We start from the raw sequence: 6,244 nt of genomic DNA, 5'->3' as shown, positions 1-6,244 counted from the left end.
CGCGCAGTACATCGAAATCGAAGGCGCCCCCCACGGCCTGCTGACCACCCACACCGCCGAAGTCAACCAAGCCCTACTGACCTTCCTCGCCCAGTAAGCCGGGCGCCGGCCGGTGCCGAGTCGGCGACGTTCGGGGCAGCGTTGCTGCATGCCATGTCGGAGCGTTGGTGGCCCACCGGCGTGCCGGGCACACCGACTTCCCTGCCTCTGCTGACTCCGCAGGGGCAGGGCTGACCTCTCCGGCCGCAGAGCCCTTGCGGTGGAGCCTCATCATCCGCGCGGGCTGAGACGGCCGTGAGCCGGGCGAGTAGCCGCCCGGCTCACTTCGGGGTGCCGCTCCCTCTTTTCAGCGCCTGCGTATGTTCGCGCGTACCGCGTCCGTGATCGGTGCGGTGCCGGTGGTCAGTTCGAGGTTCTGCCGGGTGATGCGGGACTCGTGGAGAAGTTCGGCGAGAGTCAGGGCCACATCCGCCCGGGGGATTTCTCCTGTGTCTCGGCAGGTCCGAGCGCCACGGTTCCCCGGCCGGGGACGTCGAGCAGGGCGGCCGGACGCAGGATGACCCAGTCGAGTCCGCTTCTGGTGTGATGTCGGCGGACTTCTTCACGGCGATGTAGTGGTCGAAGCCTTCGCCGAGGTTGCGCTCGCGCCATGCCTCGAGGAAGACCGAGATTAGGGCGAAACGGCTCACACCGGCTGCCGGTAGAACAGCTCCAGAGGGTTGTCCCGCTCGAACGCCGGGATGCTCACCTCCTCGACCTGGCCCCCGGCGCCCCGCAGCGCCTCGGCGGCCTCCCGTACGGTGGCGGCGACCTTGTGCCTGCGGATCACCGACCTGGATACAGCGCTGACCACCGGACTCTGTGTAGTGCGCCTGCGCAACCAGATCCCGGGCGAGGACGGCGCAGCACTGGCCACGGCCATCGCACACCTGTCATGGCTAAAGGGATCGCGCCACACGGCGCTTGCGCCCACGGCGGCCGGCCCGTGCACGACTCGTCGTCCGCGCCCCCTCTCCCCTTGGTGCGCACGTCCCGGCAGGCCCCGTGACCACGCGTACGCAGCGCTCCGCGCGCCGCCTTCGGCCGTGAGCCAATCGCCGCCGATGGATGCCGTAGTGCCGCCGTGGTTGCCGGAATCCGGTCCGGCTCCCTCTCCGCCACGTCGTCCGACCGGTCAACGGCCTACAGAAGGCACTCGGAAAATGAATCACCCACTCCACAGGGGCGGTGTCACGATGCGTTCAAGCGCGCCAACTGTCATAGTCCTCGCGCTGACAGCGACCGTACTCACTGTCAGCGAGTGCGGCTCGGCCCACGATGCCGACAAGGGCGTGGCGAAGCCGTCCAGGGGCACAGAGCGCTCCGGACGATGGACGCTCCAGCCCCGCACCGAGAGCGTCCGCCGGCCGGGGCGTCCCCACAGATGTACCCCATACCCGGATCACCGGCAGCGCCTCTCCCGAGATCCTCGAGCCCCTCGCTCCGAGCGCGGCCCGGAATCCGTTGCACGCTCTCCAGTCGCTGTTCGGCTTCGACACGACCGCCGACGAGCAACCCATTGACTCCGCCGTGCGGGCCGAGAGCGGCGGGCTGCTGGTCACCGAGGAATTCGCGCAGCGGCTGCGCATCGCCCATATGGGTCTCGTACCAGAGACCACGTGGAAGGGGTGGAAGGACAACGCGGCAGTCACCCGGGCCAGCGTCGGCAAGGAAGAACCCGCCGATGCGTCCGGCGACCGGCAGGACACTGCCTGGCCCAGGTGGCGGGTGATGTGCGATCGCGAGGGATCGGCGGCTGGTCGGGAAGGTCGCTGCACCGCACCCTCGAGCTCGAGCACGGTGCGGCCGACGAGGTGGAGGGTGGACCGACTCCGGGCGCTCTGACGGCAGCCCGGTTCTGGCCCGGCTTTCCTACTCGAAGAAGTGTCGGCGGTAGCGCGGATTCATGTGGTCCAGGGACAGAAGTACGTAGAACGAGGCCACTCTGGCATCCGGATCGTACGCCGGCTCACCACACACCCAGCTGCCCAGTCGCAGGTAACCGCGGAGCAACGGCGGCATGACCAGGCCGTCCACATCGACCGTGTCGTCGCTCAGGAGCGGCTCGTGCCCGGTGACCCGGTATGCGGGCGGGGCCAGGTACTTCGCGCGTATCGCGTTCCAGGTGACAGCGGTTGTGCCGTTGTCCCCCTGCAGGTGGACCCAGGCGCAGCCGCCCAGCCAGCGATGCCCGGTGTGGCGCATGTACTGGCCGATACCACTCCAGATCAGGTTGATGACGGCGCCGTTGCGGTGGTCGGGATGAACGCAGGAGCGTCCCGTTTCCACCAGGTCCGCGGCGATGGGCTGCAGGGCATCGAGATCGAAGGTCCGGTCCCCGAACCGTTCACCCACGAGCGCTGCGCAGCGCGGTGGCATCATGCGGTACGTTCCGACGATCTTCCGGCTGCTGTTCTCACGCACGATCAGATGGTCGGCGTGCTCATCGAACTCGTCGGCGTCCAGGCCGCCGGCCAGAGTGGACATGTGGGCGCCGAATTCGGCTGCGAACACATCGTGGCGCAACTGCTGGGCTTCGCACACCTCTTGTCGGTCGGCGAGCGTCAAGGTGTAGCCCGGGGCTAAGGAGACCACCGCGGGTCCGTTGTCTCCTGACCCGGTGTCGGCGGCAAGCCTGTTCGGGTCATCCCTGCGCGCAAGTCCAGGATCATTGCTCATGCTTCGCGTTCCTCTCCGCTCGTCGGCCTGTGCGGTGGGGCGCCCCAGACCGGCTGTCGGTGCGGCGCCATGCGGACTGCGGGCACAAGCGGGCGGACTGGCATGATCGTCGCTACGTTCGAGATCATGGTGGCAGACGGGCCGGGCACGCCTGACGGCGGGTCCGTCACCTCGATGACCGGCCTGAGCGAACGGGGCCGACGACCTCCACCAGGTCCCACCGGGAGAGTCGGAGACCGGGCGGAGCCCTCGCACTTCGCCGGGCCGGGTGCATGGCGCGCGTGGGCTGCCGCCGAGCACTGAACCGTGAGGCGTAGACGGCCCCTACGCGTGCAGGAGACGGCGAGTCATCGCCATGGCTGTGTCAAGCGGCCCGAGATTCCGGCGGATCTTGGTCATGACGCTGGCGCCGAGCCACATGTCGTAGAGGCCACGCGCCATATCGCGCGGCGCACCCTCGATTGCGATGGAGCCGTCCGTCAGGCCACTGGCAATGGTCCGCTCGAGGCGGTCGATGATCGCGTCCGTCCCCTGCATGAGGGCAAGCCGCATCGGCTCGGACAGGTCGGAGACCTCTGCTGCCAACTTCACGACGAGGCACTGGCCCTGGCAGTCGTCGACACTCTGCGCCTCTCGCCACGACTGCCAGTACGCCATCAGGCGCTCGGCGCCGGACTGGCCGGGCTGAGCGAGCGTCCGGTCCATGTCGGCAAGGTACTGCTCGAAGTAGGTCTGCAGCAGAGCTTCGCCGAAGGCGTCCTTGGAGGCGAAGTAATGGTAAAAGGAGCCCTTCGGTACGCCAGCCTGCGCGAGCACCTCATTGAGGCCGACGGCCGAGTAGCCCTTGTGAGCCATGATCTGTCGGGCGGCGTCGAGAATGCTCCGACGAGCATCGGTACTGCGGGCTTTGGTGGCTGGCATGCTCTGATCCTAACTTAGGAACAGACCAGTCGTCTACTGCGTGAATTGCCGCCTGCCACGCCCTGGCATCCGCCGGAGGGACCGGGTGAGTCCGTGGCACCCCGATCCCGCCGGCAGCCGTCGTGACGTCCGCCAACCGCGTACAAGGCGGTTCAGGCCCCGGCCCGTGGCGCCCGTCGCACGGGCCACGCGATCAGAGTCGTGGCCAGGGCAGCCACCGCGAGTGCCGAGCCCACGACCAGGACGGCCACCGGGCTCCAGAGGTTGCCCAGTACCTGCACGAGGACCGGGAAGGCGAATCCGACGTAAGTGAGGCTGTAGAACACGGCGATCACGAGCGAGACGACCTGCGGGCCGGCGAGCGACTCCGCGAGCTGGAGACCGCTCACAAGCAGCAGACCATAGGCCGATCCGAGGACGACGGCCGTCGCCAACAGCAGGACCAGCGACCCAGTGGCCACGGTGAGCGCCGCGGCGAGCAGCCCGGCGATCACCGCCGCCATGCCGGTGCGGAACGGTACCGACGTCGAGCGCCGGGCCAGACGCCGCGCCCACGGCTGTACCGCAATCCCGCTGCCCAGGGTGACGGCGGCGACCACACCGCCGCCAGCGGCGCCGTACCCGCCCAGAGGCACCAGGACGGGCAGCGCCGCGAGTGAGACGGTCGCGGCACCGAAGACCCAAGGTGCCGTCGGAAGCACCGCGGTCAGAAAGAGGCGGCTGATCAGCACCTTCATGAGCCCTGCACCGGAGCGCGCCGGGCGGCTGCCCCGCCCGGCGGTGGACGGAGCCGACTCAGGAGCGCGCCACACCACCGGCAACGTCAGTGCCACCAGAGCGATGTGCACCAGGTAGGCCGCGGTCTGCGGCGAAGGCAGCCACTGGACGATGACACCGGACAGCAGCGGTCCGACCGCGAACCCGGCAGTCAGCGCGACCGCCGAACGCCGCGCCCCTGCCCCCGCCGTCGCCTTGCCGGTCTTCGCGGTGTCGGAGAGTTCTTTGATCCACGCCGTTCCCGGCCCGAACGCCGCGCCGGCGCTGACTCCGACCAGGATGCGCCCGGCCAGGATCGTCCCGAACGCCCCGCCGGAGGAAAGGATCACCGCGGAGCCGAGCGCGGAGAGCACCAGGGCGGCCAGAAGCACGCGCCGCCGACCGAGGCGGTCGGAGACCCGGGCCATGGCCAGCAGAGCCGGGATCAGCCCCAGCGCGTAAGCACCGAACAGAGCGTTAACCTGCGATCCGCTCAGGTCTCCCCGATAGACCTGCAGGACGGAGGCGAACATGTTGGCTCCCCATCCCACGGTGAAGACCGCTGCCGCGGGCCGTCTCCAGGCGGTTCGGGGGACCGCTGCCGACGTCATCCCCGCAGCCGGTGCGTAGGCGCCGGACGGTCCCGCGCTGCGGTTCCGCCCGCCGTCGCCGGTGCCGCGCGGGTGGACAGCGACGTGCAGACGAGGAGAGATCGCGATCTCTGGAGTGCTCATGGTCAGGACCCTAGCCTAAGAGTAGACCAGTCGTATAGAAGGCGGGGGTGATAATCCGTGACACATGCACGGACCCTCCGGATAGGCAGTCACTCCATTACCCGGCGTCATGTAACTGCGCGCGCAGGCTGGTTGATCTGACGCAGCCTCGGCCGGGTGGTACAGCGGCTTCCCCGCACCGTGGACGGCGTCATGCCGCGGACCGCGGACTGGCCATGACCGAGTTCTCGGCGCTGGACGCGTTGCGGGACATCCCGCAGCACGCGCGGCAGATCAGCGATCTCGCCGCGGCCACCGGCCTGTCCGCCAGCCGTGTCAGCCGCGTGGCGAACAGATGATCGCCCGCGGATGGTGTCGTCGCGAGCGCGACACCACCGACGGTCATGCGGCGTTGGCCACGCTGACCGAAGAAGGACCCGTCACCTCGGCGCCGCGTCCGCACGCCACGTCGAGGTGGTCCGCGCCTATGTCCTCGCCCACGTACCGGCCGAGGCCCGCCCGGCGTTCATCGCCGCCCTCGCCGCGCCCGCGGACTCACCGCGCTAGTGTCCACGCCGGGCGCCGGCAGTGCGCCCCGGACGCTTCTCACACCTCGCAAGACCTTGTCCGCCACCTCCACTCCCCTGTCGCGGCCAAGCCGTGAGATGCACCCACAAAGGTGACTTGCCCCGTCCAGCGCCGATCCTGGCGAGCGGCCATCTCCCCTACGGTCAGCGCCATCTTCGTCCCAGCCCGCCATATGCGCGTGAAGACTCCGTCGCAGGGCCCGCAAAGAAGTCGGGCTGTCGTTGCGCCGCTCCGGGCGGGGCGGTCCGCAGATCCTCGGCGACGAATCCGGCTGCGAAATCGTCGGAGGACAATGCCGTGCTGGGCCGGATGTCGGCCACTGATGTCCTTGCCGGCGTTGCCATCACATCACTCCCACCGTGTGCCGACTGACCCCTTCACAACGTGGGCTCACGGCCGCCGGTTCACCTGTCGGGCTCTGCTCCCGCTTATGGGAGGACGGCCCTCTCCACGAACTAGTGCCGCATCAGGCAACGTTCGCCCTGTCGACCACGGCTCGTAGTCGTTGATCGGCGGCGTGACGGTTTCGCCAGATGATGTAGCGGCGA

The 6,244-nt window shown here is 69.0% G+C and carries 5 protein-coding genes and 2 pseudogenes; 2 read left to right on the top strand and 5 right to left on the bottom strand.

Going from position 1 to position 6,244, the window contains the following annotated elements; translation table 11 throughout:
• Positions 1-97: pseudogene (locus ACIGAN_RS35675) on the top strand (alpha/beta hydrolase); the annotation flags it as partial.
• A gap of 588 nt (positions 98-685) precedes the next feature.
• On the opposite strand, the gene ACIGAN_RS35670 reads toward ACIGAN_RS35675, so the two are convergent.
• The 4 genes from ACIGAN_RS35670 to ACIGAN_RS35655 form a co-directional block, all read right to left on the bottom strand.
• Positions 686-853 (bottom strand): hypothetical protein, encoded by a 168-nt coding sequence (locus ACIGAN_RS35670; RefSeq protein ID WP_399863719.1) that lies wholly within the window; start codon positions 851-853, stop codon positions 686-688.
• A gap of 1,058 nt (positions 854-1,911) precedes the next feature.
• Positions 1,912-2,718: a GNAT family N-acetyltransferase gene (locus ACIGAN_RS35665; RefSeq protein ID WP_399863717.1), complete on the bottom strand. Its 807-nt coding sequence runs from the start codon at positions 2,716-2,718 to the stop codon at positions 1,912-1,914.
• 324 nt (positions 2,719-3,042) lie between these two features.
• Positions 3,043-3,639, bottom strand: coding sequence for a TetR/AcrR family transcriptional regulator (locus ACIGAN_RS35660; protein ID WP_399863714.1), 597 nt, complete (start codon positions 3,637-3,639; stop codon positions 3,043-3,045).
• 152 nt (positions 3,640-3,791) lie between these two features.
• Positions 3,792-5,006, bottom strand: a complete 1,215-nt coding sequence (locus ACIGAN_RS35655; protein WP_399863721.1) for an MFS transporter — start codon at positions 5,004-5,006, stop codon at positions 3,792-3,794.
• Between the two features lie 338 nt (positions 5,007-5,344).
• Between ACIGAN_RS35655 and ACIGAN_RS35650 the strand changes: the two genes are divergently transcribed.
• Positions 5,345-5,467 carry a hypothetical protein gene (locus tag ACIGAN_RS35650; protein ID WP_399863712.1) on the top strand — a complete coding sequence of 41 codons (123 nt, stop codon included), beginning with the start codon at positions 5,345-5,347 and terminating at the stop codon, positions 5,465-5,467.
• A gap of 695 nt (positions 5,468-6,162) precedes the next feature.
• Here the strand turns inward: ACIGAN_RS35650 and ACIGAN_RS35645 are convergent.
• Positions 6,163-6,244: pseudogene (locus ACIGAN_RS35645) on the bottom strand (transposase); the annotation flags it as partial.

Source organism: Streptomyces sp. NPDC085931 (genome assembly GCF_044540565.1).
Taxonomy (GTDB): Bacteria; Actinomycetota; Actinomycetes; order Streptomycetales; family Streptomycetaceae; genus Streptomyces.
Note: the sequence above shows the minus strand (reverse complement) of the source record. Positions and strands in the feature narration are given on the sequence as shown.